We start from the raw sequence: 17,724 nt of genomic DNA, 5'->3' as shown, positions 1-17,724 counted from the left end.
ATATATAAATATTAGAAAGCAGGGTGTTTTGTATGAAAAAATATATAATAGCATTAGACCAAGGAACTACAAGTTCAAGAGCGATAATCTTTGATAAAGAACAAAATATATTAGGAGTAAGTCAAAAAGAATTTACTCAAATTTATCCAAGCCAAGGATGGGTTGAACATAATCCTCTAGAAATATGGGCAAGCCAATATGGAGTGTTACAAGAAGTTATTGCAAAAACTAATATAACTCAAGAAGAAGTAGCTGCCATAGGAATTACTAATCAAAGAGAAACAACAATAGTTTGGGATAAAAATACTGGAGAACCAGTATACAATGCAATAGTATGGCAATGTAGAAGAACAGCAGGTATAATAGAAGAACTCAAACTAGACAAAGAATTTAGTGAATATGTAAAAGAAAATACAGGATTACTTTTGGATGCATATTTTTCAGCAACTAAAATAAAATGGATATTAGACAATGTGGAAGGTGCTAGAGAGAGAGCAGAAAAAGGTGAATTATTATTTGGTACAGTAGATACTTGGTTAGTGTGGAAACTTACAAATGGTAAGGTTCATGTAACAGATTATACTAATGCTTCTAGAACAATGCTTTATAATATAAAGGAATTAAGATGGGATGAAAAAATCCTAGAAAAGCTTAACATTCCAAAATCAATGTTACCAGAAGTTAAAAATTCATCAGAAGTTTATGGATACACAAATCTTGGAGGAACAGGAGGCGTTAGAGTTCCAATAGCAGGTATGGCAGGCGATCAACAATGCGCTCTATTTGGACAAACTTGTTTTGAAGAAGGTAGTGTTAAAAATACTTATGGAACAGGATGCTTCTTACTTATGAATACAGGAGAAAAAATGATTCATAGTAAAAATGGATTAGTAAGTACTATTGCAGTTGGTATAGATGGAAAAGTACAATATGCATTAGAAGGTTCAGTATTTGTTGGTGGTGCCGTTATTCAATGGATTAGAGATGAACTTAAGTTAGTTACTGATGCAGCAGATACAGAGTACTTTGCACAGAAAGTAGAAGACAATGGTGGAGTATATGTTGTTCCAGCATTCACAGGACTTGGTGCTCCATATTGGGATATGTATGCAAGAGGTGCCATTTTCGGACTTACAAGAGGTGCTAATAGAAATCATATAATAAGAGCTGCTCTTGAATCTATTGCATATCAATCTAAGGATCTTATAGATGCAATGCAAGAAGATGCAGGATGTACATTAACAAGACTTAAAGTTGATGGTGGAGCAAGTAGAAATAATTTATTAATGCAATTCCAAGCTGATATAACAGGGGCAGAGGTTGTAAGACCTATTATAACTGAAACAACAGCTCTTGGTGCAGCATATTTAGCAGGACTTGCTGTAGGTTTCTGGCAATCAAAAGAAGAAATAGCTGAAAAGTGGGCTGTAAGTCAGTCTTATTCTCCAAACTTAGCAGAAGAGAAGAAGGAAAAATTATATAAAGGATGGAAAAAAGCCGTTAAGAGAGCAGAAGGATGGGAAGAGGAATAGAATTATACTTCAATAAGTGTTTATTATTCCAAATTAGTCTAAGTTAATCACAAGATTTGAGCATTATAATGTACCCTAAATGTTGATGACATCTAGGGTACATAGTTTAAAATGGTATTTTAAAATAAAGTAAAATTGAAAATTCAGAGTAAATAGTAGACAAGTATACATTTACATGATATAATGTATATATAATTTAAAATAAATGCTGAGAGAATATAGAGTCAAGCATGAAAACGTTGGTGGATTACACCTTGTTTTTAGCTTGACTTTTTTTATGCGCTATTAATAAGGAGGATGTAATATGTATGATGTAGCAATAATTGGATCAGGGGTTATTGGAAATTCTATTTTTAGGGAACTAACTAAGTATAATTTAAAAGTAGTTGTTTTAGAAAAAGAAAAAGATGTATCGATGGGAACAAGCAAAGCAAATTCAGCAATAGTTCATGCTGGATATGATCCTAAAGAAGGTACTTTAATGGCAAAATATAATGTAGCTGGAAATGAGATGTTTGAAGATCTTTGCAAAGAGTTAAGTGTACCTTTTAAGAGAAACGGATCTCTGATAATAGCTTTTAACGATGAAGATATGAAAACAGTACAAGCTCTTTATGAAAATGGAACAAAAATAGGCGTAAAAGATTTACAAATTTTAAGTAAAGAACAGGTTCTAGAAAAGGAACCAAACCTTAATCAAGAAATTTTTGGAGCTTTATATGCACCAACTGGTGGTATAGTAGGTCCGTTTGAATATACAATCGCACTAGCAGAAAATGCAGTAGCTAATGGAGGAGAAATTAAGCTAGAAAAAGAAGTTGTTGCAATAGAAAAAAATGATACATTCAAAATTACAACTAAAGATGGAGAAATAATAGAATCAAAATTTGTAATAAATGCAGCTGGACTTTATGCAGATAAAATTCATAATTTAGTTTGTAAGGAAAGCTTTAAGATAGTACCAAGAAGCGGAGAATACTTTGTAATGGATAAAACTCAGGGAAGTGTAGTTAGCCATACAATATTCCAATGTCCATCAAAACTTGGAAAAGGGGTTTTAGTTACTCCAACTGTTCATGGAAATTTATTAGTTGGACCTGATGCCAGAGATATAGAAGATAAAGGCGATGTTGGAACACTAGCAGAAGGATTAAATGAAGTAAGAGACGCTTCAATGCGTACAACTAATAAAGTTAATTTTAGAGAAATAATAAGGAGCTTTGCAGGTCTTCGTGCTAATCCAGATACAGGTGATTTTATAGTAGAAGAAAATGATGAAGTCAAAGGTTTCATAGATGTTGCAGGAATGAAATCACCTGGCCTTTCTTCAGCACCAGCTATAGCTCTTGATGTTGTAGAAATATTGAAAGAAGCAGGATGTAAGTTAGATAAAAAATCAGACTTTAAGGCAAAAAGAGAACAAATTCATTTTATGGAATTATCAGCTAAAGAAAAAGCTGAATTAATAAAGAAAAATCCGCAATATGGAAGAATGGTTTGCAGATGTGAAAGCATAACAGAAGGTGAGATTGTAGATGCAATAAAGAGAAGTATAGGGATACCATCCTTAGATAGTATTAAAAGAAGATGTAGACCAGGAATGGGAAGATGTCAAGGTGGATTCTGCGGACCAAGAGTTCAGGAAATAATAGCAAGAGAATGTAATATCCCACTTGAAGATGTAGTTCAAGAAAAATCAGGTTCATATATATTATTAGGTAAGACAAAATAGAAGGATGAGGTGTTATTATGAGTTATGAATTAATAGTAGTAGGTGGAGGACCAGCTGGTCTTGCAGCAGCATATGAAGCATATAATAGTGGAATTAAAAAAATATTAATTTTAGAAAGAGATAAAGAATTAGGTGGTATATTAAATCAATGTATTCATAATGGTTTTGGACTTCATACTTTTAAGGAAGAGCTTACAGGACCAGAATATGCAGGAAGATTCATTGAAATGATTCAAGATACTAATGTTGAAGTTAAACTAGACACTATGGTATTAGAAATCGGAAAAGATAAAACTGTTTATGCAATAAATACAGAAGAAGGATATATGGAACTTAAGGCTAAAGCTATAATTCTTGCAATGGGTTGTAGGGAGAGAACTAGAGGTGCTATAAATATTCCTGGTGATAGACCAGCGGGTGTATTTAATGCAGGTGCAGCGCAAAGATATATAAATGTAGAAGGATATATGCCTGGTAAAGAAGTCCTTATTTTAGGATCAGGAGATATTGGACTTATAATGGCTAGAAGAATGACTCTTGAAGGAGCTAAAGTTAAAGCTGTAGTCGAATTATGTCCATATTCAAATGGATTAAATAGAAATATAGTGCAATGTTTAAATGATTATGATATTCCTCTATATTTATCACACACAGTTGTAGATATTGTAGGAGATAAGAGACTTGAAAAAGTAGTAATAGCAGAAGTAGATGAAAATAAGAGACCTATTAAAGGAACTGAGAAAGAATTTGATGTAGATACACTACTACTATCAGTTGGATTAATTCCAGAAAATGAAATATCATTTAATGCCGGACTTGAACCTGATAGAAGAACTAATGGTTTAATTGTTAATGAGAGTATGGAAACTTCAGTAGAAGGAATATTTGCATGTGGTAATGTAGTTCATGTCCATGACTTAGTTGATTTTGTAACTCAAGAGTCAAAACATGCAGGTTTCTCTGCTGCTAAATACATTAAGGGTGAACTTAAGAAAGACAAATATGTAAACATAATAAATGGTGCAAATATAAATTATACAGTACCACAAAAAGTTAATGCAGAAGCTGTTGATGATAAACTAACTGTATTTATGAGAGTAAATAACATATATCATAATAAGGCATTAGTTGTAAGATGCAATGATGAAGTTATAGCTAAATTTAAAAGAGCTCACTTAGCACCATCAGAAATGGAAAAGGTAGTTTTAAGTAAGGTGCTATTAGAGAAAGTTAAAGGTGATATAACAATATCATTAGAGGATGGTGAATAAAATGGAAAAAGAATTAATTTGTATATGTTGCCCTAAGGGATGTCATTTAAAAGTAGATGCTGAAAATAAAAGTGTACAAGGTAATGGCTGTAATAGAGGTATTGAGTATGGAATAAATGAAGTTACAAACCCAGTAAGAGTAATAACTTCAACTGTTAAAGTAGACAATGGAGAATTACCAGTAGTACCTGTTAAAACAAATAATCCAATTCCTAAAGGACTTAATTTCAAATGCATGGAAGAAATAAATAAAGTAACAATAAAGGCTCCTGTTAAAATAGGAGATGTTGTAATAAAAGATGTTCTTGGAACTGGTGTAGATATAGTTGCGACAAGAAATATACATCAAAAGTAGAAACTAATGAAAGTTTGGTTAAAGCATCATCAATATTTAATATTGATGATGCTTTTATTATGGATTATATTTTAGAAATCACATATTCTAACAATAACTAGATTTAAAATTCCAGCAGGTTAAGTGCTAAATCACTATTAATATGTAGAAACTAAATTGAAACATATATATGTAATCAAATTTATGATATTATTTAGATAGAAAAAGCTAGGGTACAAATATATTAATAAAGAAAAACTAATGATATATATAATAAATAAAAGGGAGGATATTTCTCACAATGAAAGGGATAGGAGTTTTCGATATTTTGGGTCCTATTATGATAGGACCCTCAAGTTCACATACAGCAGGTGCAGCGAGGCTTGGGAAGATAGCAAGAAGTATAGCAGGTGGAGATGTATCAGAGGTGACATTTTTACTACATGGTTCATTCGCTAAAACATATAAAGGGCATGGAACAGATAGGGCTTTAGTTGCTGGTATCTTAGGAATGGAACCAAGCGATGAAAAACTTAGATATTCTATGGATATAGCAAAAGAAAAAGGTGTTAAATTTTCATTTAAGGAAGCAGAATTAGGGGATGTTCATCCTAACACAGTAAAATTCATTATAAAAACAGTTGATGGGAAGTACTGCGAAGTTATGGGATCATCAATTGGTGGTGGAAATATTCAGGTTATAGAAGTTAATAATAATAAGGTTGATTTTACTGGAATGTATGAAACTTTAATAATAGCTCATAAAGATGCGCCAGGGGTAATTAATAGTGTTACAAGTATATTATACAGTGAAAATATAAATGTAGCTTTTATGAGAGTTTTTAGGCAACAAAAAGGGCATGAAGCTATAATGATTTTTGAGATGGACAATAAAGTGAATAATATTTTAATAGAGAAAATTAAGAAAATAGAATTAGTACATAATGTAATTTCAATAAGCCCAGCAAAGGAAGGTGAATAATAATGTTTGCAAAAACAGGTATGGAATTGTTAGAAATATGTGAAAAACATAATATTTCACTAAGTGAATATGCAATAAGATATGAAGTAGAAGAAAAAGGATTGTCAAGAGACGAAGTAATAGAGAAAATGAGGAAAAATTTGAGTGTTATGATCTCGGCTGCTAATGAGGCAATGGAGAAAGAAGTTTATTCTGTTAGCGGATTAATCGGTGGAGATGCTTTTAAGATACATAATTATGCTAGTAGAGGAAAAACCTTAACAGGTGATGTAACTAATATAGCTATGGCTATGGCACTTTCTTCATCCGAGGTTAATGCGTCTATGGGTAAGATAGTTGCATGTCCAACAGCTGGTTCTTGTGGAATATTGCCAGCAGTAATTTTAAGTGCTGGAGAAAAACTTGGATTAGATGAAGAAGGACTTATAAATGGATTATTTGCCGCAGCTGCTGTAGGAATGATTATTGGATTAAATGCAACACTAGCAGGAGCAGAAGGTGGATGTCAGGCGGAATGTGGGTCAGCTTCCGCAATGGGAGCAGCTGCTGTTGTTGAGATGATGGGAGGAACTCCTGAGATGAGTTTAGATGCAGCAGCCATAGTAATTAAAAATGTACTTGGCCTTGTTTGTGATCCAGTTGCGGGCCTTGTTGAAATACCATGTGCCAAGAGAAATGCACAAGGAGCAATAACTGCTTTATGCATGGCAGATATGGTAATGGCAGGTGTAGCTTCAAAAATACCATTTGACGATACGGTAAGTGCTATGTATAAGGTAGGAAAAAGCTTGCCAGAATCACTTAGAGAAACAGCTTTAGGTGGAATAGCTGTAACTAAAACAGGACTAAAACTTAAAGAACAGGTATTTGGAAAGAAATAATGCACATATTAAAGTATTGTACAGAACTTAAAGTAAATTGATAAACAATCGAAATAGAATACATGTATTCTGATTCTTTATTTATCCATAACTTCAACTACTTAACATATGCCTTTGGTTATTTCGAATATAGATACCGAACATAAAGTAAAATATATATTTTTAATTATAGTTTACACTAGAAAGGAAGGTCATTCTTTTGTAGAAGTGTTGCATTGAGTTTTTAGCTGTAGATATTTCATTAGTAGAAGTTGTTTCATTTATTGCTTGTCACGAGCTTGCCTCGGGAGCATGCAGAAATGGTGCAACTTCTTCTAATGGAAATTCACAGCTAAATACTCCAGCAACCTGGAACAAATGAATGATCTTTCTTTCGGTATTTACATATATAACTTTAAGTTTACTTAAGGTATCTAGTGACTAATAATACCTTAAGAAGATGTCGTTGGGATTTTTATATTTCTTTGTATAAATTTACTTCTCCATTGCCTACACGAAGCTCACCTAGTAAAGGAACTATTCTTGTAAAATGCTCACTGTTGTTATGCAAATTAATTGCTTTTTCGTCTTTCCATTCTTCTATAAATGTGAATATAGAACTATCATTAATATCTTGAAACAATCCATATGAGATACAGCCTTCTTCTTCTCTACTTTTATCAACTAACTCTTTCGCAAGGCTTAGATATTTTTCTGTTTGTTCATTTTTAATAACACTTTTGGCCACTATTTTTATCATATTAATCCTTCTTTCTATAATATTTATTAAAATTAGTATATCACTTAATTAAGAAATATTTTAACTTTATTAGTAATAGATGATATAGAAGAATTTAGTACATATATAAACTTACTATAACATGTTGCAATAATAAAATTTAATTTAAAGCTCTAGTAATCTAAGGACTTGATTAAGGCCAGAATGTAGAAATTTAACTAGAATAATATATGCAAATTTCTTAATTTATTGTTCCAGTATATGAATTTGTATATAATTAACTATAAAATTACTAAACTAACTATAGTATAATATGTTGAAATAAGCTATCTATATAAAAATGTCTAAAAAGATTTATAAATAATTTTGATTACAATTTATTGACTTAAAAGACTTTTGAAGTTAGGAAAAGCTATTTTATTAATAGAGGAGAGGAATTTAATGAACTTAGGAGTAAGAAATCAGATTACTATTCTTATAGTTGATGATGAAAAAAGTATAGTGGACTTTATTAAAATGGGGTTGGAAGCTGAAGGTTATTTAGTATATGAGGCATATGATGGGAATCAAGCAATCGAGATAGCAAGTAAAATAAACCCTAATATAGTGATATTGGATATTATGTTGCCGGGAATGGATGGATATGAGGTATGTTCAATTATTAAGAAGTCTATAAAAACATCAGTTATTATGCTAACAGCATTAGACGAAGTTGATGATAAGGTAAAAGGGTTGGATATTGGAGCGGATGATTATATGGCAAAACCTTTTAGCTTCAAGGAGCTTTTAGCACGCATTAATGCTAGGATAAGAAATAGTTTTCCGGAGCTAAGCGATATTACTAATATAGGAAATTTTAAAGTGGATGATAAAGCTCATGAAATAACTTATCTTGAAAAAGTATTAGAGCTACCTCCAACGCAATACAACTTGTTGAGTTTTTTACTTATGAATAATGGAATAGCATTGAGCAAATCGCTTATACTTGAAAAAGTATGGGGATATGATTTTAATGGAGAAGATAATATTGTTGAAGTATATATAAGGTACTTAAGAGATAAAATTGGAGACAAAGATCATAATATCATTAAAACTGTCCGCGGTGTTGGATATAAGATGGTGGCACAATGAAAAAATTAAAAAATAAATTAAAAATAAAGAGTTTGAAATGGCAGTTGTTATTTAGGTTTCTTGTGATATTAATTCTATTACTGGGAATAATGGGACTTTTTCAGTATATAAGTATGAAAAATTATTTATATAAAACAAAGGTGCAAGTGCTTCATGAGAGGTTTCATAATCTAGACTTTAAGAAAATGTCAAAAGAAAATATGGAGGATATAACTGAAAGTGATACTAAAGAAATTTTAAAGAATTTATGGGATAAAAATATGAGTGTAGCTCTAATAAATAAAAATGGAGAGCTGTTAGGTCAAAGAAGCAATATAGATACACCTAGAGATGATGATGACGGTGACGATGATTCAAAGGAGCCGGATGAACGAAAGAGGAAAGAGATACCAGTACCGGTGCTTTCTAGAGAGAAATATATAGAGATTTGCAATGAGCAAGGGAATTTAGAACATACATATGAAGTAGTAAGAGATGAAAACAATAATTATCAAATGGTTGCATGGATAAAAGTTGGGGATTTAGATACACCATCAGGGTTAATACAGTTGAGTACACCAATAGACGATATTACAAGTATCTTAGATAGGCAAGAGTATGTGCATATTAGTCTTTCAATTATGATTCTCATAGTGGGAACAATACTTGGAATCACTATTTTTAATCGAACATTGAAGCCGTTATATAAGATAACTGATACTGTGGAAGGAATAAGTGTAATTGATCTGCATACAAGACTAACGGAAGAAAGTGGTCAATTAGAAATTAATAGATTATCAAAATCCTTTAATATTATGCTTGAAAGAATAGAGACGTCATTTGAAAAGGAACAGCTTATCAAAGAAAAAATGAGACGATTTGTATCTGATGCATCACATGAATTACGTACACCACTAACTTCAATTCATGGTTTTGTTGAAGTATTATTAAGAGGGGCAGCAAAAAATCAGGAAAAATTAGATTTGGCTTTAAACAGCATATTGATGGAAAGTGAAAGGCTTGCAAAACTGGTAAATGATCTTTTAATATTAACTAGGTTAGATCAGCAGCCAGTTGTTGAAATAAAAAAGGAGAATTTGAATGATGTTATAAATGAAATAATTCCTCAACTGCAGATACTTTCTAAGGATAGAACTTTAAATATAGAGTTGAAGGATTATATAGATGTATATATAAATAAAAATCAAATTAAGCAGGTCATATTCAATATGGCTCAAAATGCTGTAATTCATACTGATAAAGAAAAAGGTGTTATAACAATTTCTATAGGTATAGAAGATTACAAAAATAAAACCTTCGCGGTTTTGAAGATATCTGATAATGGAACTGGAATACCTAAAGAGCATTTAGATAAAATATACGATAGATTTTTCAGAAGTGATTCTCACAGAGCTAGGGAACGAGGGGGATATGGATTGGGTCTTTCTATAGTAAAATCAATAATTGATAGCAATCGTGGAAAAATAAGAGTAGAAAGTGAGCTTGGAGTCGGGACAACATTCTCAATATATTTAAAATTAGAAAATAAGGCAGATGGATTTGATGTTTCTTGATTGTGCCTAAATAAGAAAAGATGTTACAAAATAGATTGATCATATTATTTTGTAACATCTTTTTTAGTATATTTCTTTATTCTATTGATTAAAATATCAACGCATCTTTAGTTTAAGACATCGCTAAGAAAATCTGGGTGAGTAATCTTAAATAGTTCTCAGCAAATTCTAAGCTTTAACTAAGGATACATTAAGACTTTTTTGTTATAATTCCAACAATGAGGAAATTTATATATTTTAGGCGGTGAATATTATAAGTATGGTAATAATTTTTATATTAATGGCTGTGATAATAACAGTCGTTTTATTTTTTGTACTTGTGACTGGTAAAATTGAAAAACATGAAGTTGCTAAGAGCAGTTATGCTCTTGGAACTTTGATCAACTTAAGAGCAAATGGAAATAAAGCTAAAGTAGCAATAGATAAAGCGCTAGAAAGGTTAAATGAAATTGATAATAGAATGTCAGCTTTTAAAGAAAGTAGTGATATATCAAAAATAAATTTTAATGCAGGAAATAAGGGAGAGAAAGTAAATAATGATACTTATTTTGTAGTTAAAAAAGCCATAGAATACAGTAGAATTTTAGAAGGTACTTTTGATCCAACAATAAGACCATTAGTAAAGTTATGGAGTATAGGTACAAAAGAAGAACGAATTCCGGAAAAATCTAAAATAGAGAAGGTATTAAAACTCATAAATTATAATGATGTTATTTTTGATGACAAAAATAATTTAATAATGCTAAAACATGATAAACAGGCTTTAGATGTCGGAGGTATTGCAAAAGGATTTGCGGCTGATGAAGTAAGAGATATTTTTTATCAGCATAATATTAAAAGTGCATTAATTGATTTAGGTGGAAACATTTTTGCTCTTGGAAGTAAGGAAGACGGTTCAGCTTGGAAAGTTGGAATTCAAAATCCATTTAAGCCTAGGGGAGAATTTATAGGAATATTAAGCGTAAAAAATAAATCAATAGTAACCTCAGGTAACTATGAAAGATATTTTATAAAAGATGGAAAGAAATTTCATCATATAATTGACCCTAAAACAGGATACCCATCTGAAAGTAAAATTATAAGTGCAACTATTATATCAGACAATTCAATCGACGGAGATGGCTTGTCAACTGGTGTTTATATAATTGGTATTGATAAGGCTATGAAGATTATAGAGACTATAGAGGGGATTGACGCTATATTTATTACAGAAGATAAGAAAATATATAAAACATCAGGTATTGATGAAAGTATTTTTACATTAACAGATAGTGAATTTTTTTAGATACTGTGCCTGGAGCTAAATATAGAAGTAAGGGCATAATTGAGGCAATAAGAAAGCTTTAAATCAAGCAAAATGATAAGAAGAGATAATACAGATTGAAACAAAACTCGTTAAGTTGGAATGCAACCTACTAGCAGGGATAAATTCAATTTGTAATATCTTTTTTTATTTACATTATTCTAACTATCTAGCTTTTTTCTTAATTCTAAGATGTTTTAATTGCCATTTCTCAGCGAATTCTCAGTTTAGATTAAGGGCGCGTTAAGGTTCTATTGCTATAATTCACTTAATCAAAGAAATTGAAATAGCAGATAATGAAGTGAAAATAATATTTCTATTAGAAATTAATTGGAAAAATGTGATTAATGATAATTAACATAAAAGTTTATTATTGCTAAATATAGAGAGTTAGAAGAGGGGAAAGAAATATGGCAAGTAAAATAAAAAAATCGCAGATTATAAGGCATATTATACAATTGATTACATTTATTCTGTTACCAGGCCTTTATTCAATGACATTCAGTGAAGTAAAAACTGTATATCAAATGATTATCAATGGTAATTTTAACTTTTTGGAAGCATTACCAAGCTTAATAGAATTTATAGCTATTATGCTTTTGACTATAGTATTAGGAAGATGGTTCTGTGGTTGGATATGTGCATTTGGCGCATATAATGATTTAGTATATTTTATATCAAAAAAAGTATTCAAAATAAAATTTAGAGTAGATGAAAAAGTTGATTCTATACTTAAGTATTTCAAATATGTAGTATTACTTTTTATAATAGCTATTTCATGGACTATGGGAAGCAGTATACTAGAAAGCACAAGTCCTTGGGATGTTTTCGGTCAAATAACTGATGTATCTACTATTTTTTCGAGTTTACTTGTTGGATTGATATTTTTAATATTAATCACAATAGGAGCAGCGTTTATTGAGAGGTTTTTCTGCAGATACCTATGTCCTTTAGGGGCAATATTCTCTATTATTTCTAAGATTGGAATAGTTAAGATTAATAAGCCAAAAGCTGATTGTGGTAAATGTAGAGCTTGCACAATGAATTGTTCAATGGGTTTATCGCTCTATAAGGTAGATTGTGTCAAAGGTGGAGATTGTATAAATTGCTTAAAATGTACTGAAGTATGTTACAGAAATAATGCTAATGTAAATGTACTTGGAAGAGATTTAGATGCTAAGTTAACAGGATCAGTAGCTATGGCTGCATTTTTAGGTATATATGGACTTACTAACTTTGCCGGTAATGCAGTAACTAAATCTGGAATCACAGCTAAAAGTAGCGCAGTTTCAAGCAATTTAAATTCACAAACAGAATCTTCGCAAAAATATAAGGATGGAACATACACAGGCATTGGACAAGGATACAGAGGCGGACAAACTGAAATGTCAGTTACTATCTCTAATGGAAAAATAACCAAAATAGAAACTATATCTAATGAAGATACTCCAAAGTTTTATCAAAGAGCAGAAGGAACTATAACTAATAGTATAATTTCAAAACAATCAACATCAGTAGATACCGTTTCAGGAGCTACATTTAGTAGTAAAGGTATTATAAGTGCTGTTAAAAGTGCATTAGAACAAGCAGCTATTGGAGATTTAACAAATGGTATTTCAGATAATAGTAATGCAAATAAAACTGAAGCTGCACCAGAAAGTTCAAAATTGAATCATGAAACTACAAGTTCAAATACAGTTCAAAATAATGCAAGTGAATATAAGGACGGAACATATACAGGAAGTGGAACAGGCTATAGAGGAGGAACAACTAAGGTTTCTGTAACTGTGTCGGATGGGAAGATATCAAGTATACAAGCTATATCTAATCAAGATACTCCAAAGTTTTATCAAAGAGCAGAGGGAACTATAATTAAGAGCATAATTTCAAAACAATCAACATCAGTAGATACTGTATCTGGGGCAACTTATAGTTCAAAGGGTATCATGAGTGCGGTAACAAATGCTTTGAATGGAGCAAAATAATAAAATATACTTGACGTTTTAAACTTAATGGTATAACCTTTAAATTGTGAAAGAAAATTTTATAATTGAATAACTAGGGGAGCTAATATTTTGGCTGAGATTGGAAAGATTGATTTCCTAGACTCTTATAACCTGATTTGGATAATACCAGCGTAGGGAAGTATATTAATATTATTTGTGTAAGTATTGATATGATTTGTGCATGATTTATTGATGTATCCCTTGTGGATACATTTTTTTTATGCAAAAGAATTAACTTCTTTTAAGGTTAATTAATTTAAACGTCATTGCAAAGGTGATTTAGTAAAAAATTTATTTCACATTAATAAAGTAAGTTTATTGATTTTATTATTAAAGGAGTGATTTTTAATGAAAGAAAAGAGTAAAGCACAGAAGATAGCACTAAGTGGTGTATTAATCGGTATTTCTGTTATTTTCGGAACATTTTCAATACCGATTGGAGCCGCTAAAATATCTCCAATACAACATTTCGTAAATGTAGTTGGAGCAATAACACTTGGGCCAGTATATGCTCTTATGAATGCATTTGTAACATCTCTAATAAGAAATTTTATGGGAACAGGAAGTTTATTAGCCTTTCCAGGAAGCATGATAGGAGCATTACTTGCAGGAATTCTTTATAAAAAGTTTAGGAAGCCAGGTACTGCAGTAATTGGAGAAATAATTGGAACTGGAATATTAGGAGCATTATTAGCTTATCCAATAGCTACAATGGTATTAGGAAAACAAGTTGCAGTTTTTGTATATGTTGTTCCGTTTATATCAAGTTGTAGTGTTGGAGCGATTATAGCGTACTTTTTTATAAAAGTTCCTGTCATTAAAAAAATACTAGTAGATAATGAATTTCAAGTAGAGAGAGAAGAAACTAATAACATAGATAAGATTTGAATGAAATATTACATGTGAAAGGATGAGTTTATGTTTAGAGCATTAACTATTGCAGGATCAGATACTTGCGGAGGAGCAGGAATTCAAGCGGATTTAAAAGCTTTCTCAGCAAATGGAGTATATGGGATGAGTGTTATCACAGCGGTAACGGCTCAAAATACTATGGGGGTTTTTGGAATTCAAGATATAAATCCTGAAATGATTGAATCTCAGATAAATGTTATTTTTGAAGATATAAGAGTAGATGCTATAAAAATAGGAATGGTTTCTAAAATTGAATCTATAAAAGCTATATCAAAATCTTTGAGAAAAGTTGATAAACTACCGGTGATAGTTCTAGATCCAGTTATGATTTCTAAAAGTGGATTTAACCTGTTATCTAAGGATTCAAAAGATACTTTAGTTAAGGAATTATTTCCATTAGCAACATTAATAACTCCTAATTTACCAGAAGCAGAAGAAATTTTAGGGATGAAAATAGAAAACTTAGATGAAATGAAGGATGCGGCCTTGAAACTTAAAGAACTTGGTCCGAAGGCAGTTTTAGTTAAAGGGGGGCATTTAGAAGGGGAAGCAACAGACTTGTTATATGATGGAAAGAATTTTCTTATTCTAAAACAAGAAAGGATAAATACTACCCATACTCATGGAACAGGATGTACTTTATCTTCAACTATAGCAGCAAATTTAGCTAAGAATATGACAATAGAAGAAGCAGTTAGAAGTGGTAAAGAGTATATAACATGTGCAATCGAACATGGTTTTGAGCTTGGTAAAGGTGTAGGCCCTACTAATCATTTTTACGAGCTATATAAGAAAGCAGGAATGATTGAATAATTTTTGAAATTTTATTTACATGCATTTATCAGGCAGTATTAATTAATGCTATATAACTCAAGTTAAATTTTATAACTAATAAATTAAATAATAATGGTATGAGGAGAGGGAAAGAAATGAATTATAAAACACAAATGGAAGCAGCTAAAAAAGGTATAGTTACAAAGGAAATGAAAATAGTAGCGGAAAAAGAAAGAATTTCAGAAGAAAAATTAATGAAACTTGTTGCAGAAGGCAAAGTAGCTATACCGGCTAACATCAATCATAAATCACTTAGTCCTGAAGGGATTGGTGATGGATTAAGAACAAAGATAAATGTAAACTTAGGGATATCAGGAGATTCAGTTGATTATTGCAGAGAGATGGAAAAAGTAAAAATGGCAATTGATCTTGGTGCAGAAGCAATAATGGATTTAAGTAATTACGGGAAGACTCAAGAGTTCAGGGAAAAGCTTATAGAATATTCTCCAGCTATGATAGGAACTGTTCCTATGTATGATGCAATTGGATACCTTGAAAAAGATCTTTTAGATATAAAAGCAAAAGATTTCCTTGACGTAGTGTTAGCTCATGCTAAAGCTGGAGTTGATTTTGTTACTATTCATGCAGGAATAAATAAAAGAACAGTTTCACTATTTAAAGAAGATAAGAGAAGATTAAATATAGTATCAAGAGGAGGATCATTACTATTTGCTTGGATGGAGATGACAGGAAATGAGAATCCATTTTATGAATACTATGATGAATTACTTGATATACTAAGAGAATATGATGTAACAATAAGTCTTGGAGATGCTATGAGACCTGGCTGTATTGATGATTCAACAGATGCTGGACAAATTACAGAACTTATAGAGTTAGGATTATTAACAAGAAGAGCTTGGGAAAAAGATGTACAAGTTATGATAGAAGGACCAGGACATATGGCAATGAATGAGATCGCAGCTAATATGCAAATTGAAAAAAGGTTATGCCATGGGGCACCTTTCTATGTACTAGGCCCTCTTGTTACAGATATTGCACCTGGGTATGATCATATAACTTCAGCTATTGGTGGCGCTATTGCAGCAACACATGGAGCTAATTTCCTTTGCTATGTAACACCAGCTGAGCATTTAAGACTTCCTGATTTATCCGATGTTAGAGAAGGAATTATTGCATCCAAAATTGCAGCTCATGCAGCAGACATTGCTAATGGACTTCCAGGGGCTAGAGATAGAGATAATGCAATGGCAGATGCTCGTCAAAAACTTGATTGGGAAGAGATGTTCAAGATTGCTATTGATGGGAAAAAGGCTAGAGAATATTTTGAAAGTGTGCCACCAGAAGATATGCATAGCTGTTCTATGTGCGGGAAAATGTGTGCTGTGAGAACAACTAACAGAATTTTAAATGGCGATAAAGTGGAGCTTCTCGACCAGAAATAAGATTTATATGAGGTATAATTATATATGTTGCAGTTGAATTTCTATAGTATTATTTTTATTGAGTACTTAGTTTACTAGAATTTTAAATGCAAGTTCATAATTGCAACATAGATATCAAGCAAAAGAAACTTGAAAAATTTTTACTTTTGAGAGGAGGTATTTTAGTGAGGATTATTAAAAGAATGAATTCTCACTAAAAGATATTTATGAGTAATGAAATATCAATTAAAATAGGAAGTTTATTAAATGAAGTTAGGAATAAGAAACCACTTGTGCATAATATAACAAATTATGTTACAGTTAATGATTGTGCGAATATTTTACTTGCAATAGGTGCATCACCAATTATGGCTGATGATATAAAAGAAGCAGCAGATATTACTAAGATTTCATCTGCCCTTGTAATAAATATTGGAACATTAAATGAGCGAACTATTGAATCTATGATTGCATCTGGTAAGAAAGCAAATGAATTAAATATTCCAGTCGTTTTTGACCCAGTTGGAGCAGGAGCATCAGATTTTAGAAATTCAACAACAAAGAGATTATTAGAAGAAGTGAAAATAAGTGTTTTACGTGGAAATATGTCTGAGATTAAATTTATAAGCGGATTGGGCTCTACAACTAAGGGAGTTGATGCCTCAGAAAATGATGCAAGAACAGGAAATGATGAGGGAATAGATGTAGCTAAAAACTTAGCTAAAAAACTTCAGTGTACTGTAGCCATTACAGGTGCAACAGATATTATATCTGATGGAGAAAGAGTAGTTATACTTGAAAATGGAACTAAGATGTTATCTAACGTCACAGGAACAGGCTGCATGACAACTGCATTAATTGGAGCGTTTTGTGGGGCAGGTTCAGATTATTTTATAGGAGCAGTTTCTGGTATCATTTCAATGGGAATATCGGGTGAAATTGCTTTGGATAAAGCAGGGAAGATTGGAACAGGAAGTTTTCATATTGCAATTATAGATGCCATAAGCAATTTGACTTCTAATATCATTGAAAAGATGAATAAGATAAAGGAAATATAATAAACAATGTTTGCGTGTATATCATTAAAATAAAATACACGCATTAATGTGTGAACTTATCTAAAATATAATATGAAGGAGAGAGGAGTTTC

General features: G+C 31.4%; 15 protein-coding genes and 1 riboswitch. Of the genes, 14 read left to right on the top strand and 1 reads right to left on the bottom strand.

The window, feature by feature from the left end; all coding sequences use genetic code 11:
- Positions 1-32 precede the first annotated feature (32 nt).
- The 6 genes from glpK to sdaAA all read left to right on the top strand — a co-directional run bounded on the left by glpK (position 33) and on the right by sdaAA (position 6,732).
- Entirely contained in the window at positions 33-1,532 is a 1,500-nt protein-coding gene (glpK, locus tag ACJDTP_RS20525) for a glycerol kinase GlpK (RefSeq protein ID WP_406762281.1), read from the top strand.
- 304 nt (positions 1,533-1,836) lie between these two features.
- Positions 1,837-3,264, top strand: a complete 1,428-nt coding sequence (locus ACJDTP_RS20520) for an NAD(P)/FAD-dependent oxidoreductase (protein ID WP_406762280.1) — start codon at positions 1,837-1,839, stop codon at positions 3,262-3,264.
- 17 nt (positions 3,265-3,281) lie between these two features.
- Positions 3,282-4,535, top strand: a complete 1,254-nt coding sequence (locus ACJDTP_RS20515; RefSeq protein ID WP_012060663.1) for an NAD(P)/FAD-dependent oxidoreductase — start codon at positions 3,282-3,284, stop codon at positions 4,533-4,535.
- Position 4,536: 1 nt separating this feature from the next.
- The gene (locus ACJDTP_RS20510; protein WP_103697922.1) at positions 4,537-4,890 is read left to right on the top strand and encodes a DUF1667 domain-containing protein; all 354 of its coding nucleotides are present in this window, start codon (positions 4,537-4,539) and stop codon (positions 4,888-4,890) included.
- 280 nt (positions 4,891-5,170) lie between these two features.
- Positions 5,171-5,851 carry an L-serine ammonia-lyase, iron-sulfur-dependent subunit beta gene (sdaAB, locus tag ACJDTP_RS20505; RefSeq protein ID WP_103697923.1) on the top strand — a complete coding sequence of 227 codons (681 nt, stop codon included), beginning with the start codon at positions 5,171-5,173 and terminating at the stop codon, positions 5,849-5,851.
- A gap of 2 nt (positions 5,852-5,853) precedes the next feature.
- A complete protein-coding gene (gene sdaAA / locus ACJDTP_RS20500; protein ID WP_103697924.1) occupies positions 5,854-6,732 on the top strand; it encodes an L-serine ammonia-lyase, iron-sulfur-dependent, subunit alpha in 879 nt (292 codons plus the stop codon).
- 454 nt (positions 6,733-7,186) lie between these two features.
- Here the strand turns inward: sdaAA and ACJDTP_RS20495 are convergent, their stop codons facing one another.
- Positions 7,187-7,471: a putative quinol monooxygenase gene (locus ACJDTP_RS20495; RefSeq protein WP_103697925.1), complete on the bottom strand. Its 285-nt coding sequence runs from the start codon at positions 7,469-7,471 to the stop codon at positions 7,187-7,189.
- Positions 7,472-7,891: 420 nt separating this feature from the next.
- Here ACJDTP_RS20495 and ACJDTP_RS20490 point away from each other — a divergent pair, with 420 nt between their 5' ends.
- The 8 genes from ACJDTP_RS20490 (at position 7,892) to thiM (ending at position 17,632) form a co-directional block, all read left to right on the top strand.
- The gene (locus ACJDTP_RS20490; protein WP_406762279.1) at positions 7,892-8,581 is read left to right on the top strand and encodes a response regulator transcription factor; all 690 of its coding nucleotides are present in this window, start codon (positions 7,892-7,894) and stop codon (positions 8,579-8,581) included.
- Entirely contained in the window at positions 8,578-10,134 is a 1,557-nt protein-coding gene (locus ACJDTP_RS20485; RefSeq protein WP_406762278.1) for a sensor histidine kinase, read from the top strand. Before ACJDTP_RS20490 ends, ACJDTP_RS20485 begins: the two co-directional genes overlap by 4 nt.
- A 259-nt stretch (positions 10,135-10,393) precedes the next feature.
- Complete coding sequence (locus ACJDTP_RS20480) at positions 10,394-11,419, top strand: FAD:protein FMN transferase (protein WP_406762277.1); 1,026 nt, start codon at positions 10,394-10,396, stop codon at positions 11,417-11,419.
- A gap of 428 nt (positions 11,420-11,847) precedes the next feature.
- Entirely contained in the window at positions 11,848-13,422 is a 1,575-nt protein-coding gene (locus ACJDTP_RS20475; RefSeq protein WP_406762276.1) for an FMN-binding protein, read from the top strand.
- 65 nt (positions 13,423-13,487) lie between these two features.
- Positions 13,488-13,598, top strand: a riboswitch (TPP riboswitch).
- Between the two features lie 193 nt (positions 13,599-13,791).
- On the top strand, positions 13,792-14,331 hold the full coding sequence (thiW, locus tag ACJDTP_RS20470) for an energy coupling factor transporter S component ThiW (RefSeq protein ID WP_406762275.1): 540 nt from the start codon (positions 13,792-13,794) through the stop codon (positions 14,329-14,331).
- A 30-nt stretch (positions 14,332-14,361) separates the two neighbouring features.
- The gene (thiD, locus tag ACJDTP_RS20465; RefSeq protein ID WP_406762274.1) at positions 14,362-15,168 is read left to right on the top strand and encodes a bifunctional hydroxymethylpyrimidine kinase/phosphomethylpyrimidine kinase; all 807 of its coding nucleotides are present in this window, start codon (positions 14,362-14,364) and stop codon (positions 15,166-15,168) included.
- 116 nt (positions 15,169-15,284) lie between these two features.
- The gene (gene thiC / locus ACJDTP_RS20460; RefSeq protein WP_406762273.1) at positions 15,285-16,595 is read left to right on the top strand and encodes a phosphomethylpyrimidine synthase ThiC; all 1,311 of its coding nucleotides are present in this window, start codon (positions 15,285-15,287) and stop codon (positions 16,593-16,595) included.
- A 206-nt stretch (positions 16,596-16,801) separates the two neighbouring features.
- On the top strand, positions 16,802-17,632 hold the full coding sequence (thiM, locus tag ACJDTP_RS20455; RefSeq protein ID WP_406762272.1) for a hydroxyethylthiazole kinase: 831 nt from the start codon (positions 16,802-16,804) through the stop codon (positions 17,630-17,632).
- The last annotated feature ends 92 nt before the right edge of the window (positions 17,633-17,724 follow it).

The organism is Candidatus Clostridium helianthi (genome assembly GCF_045310795.1).
GTDB classification, from domain to species: Bacteria; Bacillota; Clostridia; order Clostridiales; family Clostridiaceae; genus Clostridium; species Clostridium helianthi.
The sequence above is the reverse complement of the archived record's forward strand: the minus strand, read 5'-3'. Positions and strand labels throughout refer to the sequence as shown.